The 251-nt window shown below is 54.2% G+C and carries 1 pseudogene; it reads left to right on the plus strand.

The window, feature by feature from the left end:
* A pseudogene (locus EKO24_RS22495) lies at positions 1–251 on the plus strand (integron integrase); the annotation flags it as partial.

Here is a 251-nt window from a genome sequence, read left to right on the forward strand (position 1 = left end):
TAACGAGATTCTGATACGCGACGGCAAGGGCGGAAAAGATAGGGTAACGATGTTGCCGTCTTCGGTGGTGACCGGGTTACAGGCGCATTTGGTACAGCGGCGGCTATTATTTGACGATGACAATCGCGTCGGCAAGGCCAATGTGTTCCTACCCGATGCTCTGGCGCAAAAATACCCGAATGCGGCAACGGAATGGGGCTGGCAGTATATTTTTCCTTCCGGCAGTTATTCGCTTGATCCGCGTAGCGGCG

Origin of the sequence: Candidatus Methylobacter oryzae, from assembly GCF_003994235.2 — a bacterium.
GTDB classification, from domain to species: Bacteria; Pseudomonadota; Gammaproteobacteria; order Methylococcales; family Methylomonadaceae; genus Methylobacter_A; species Methylobacter_A oryzae.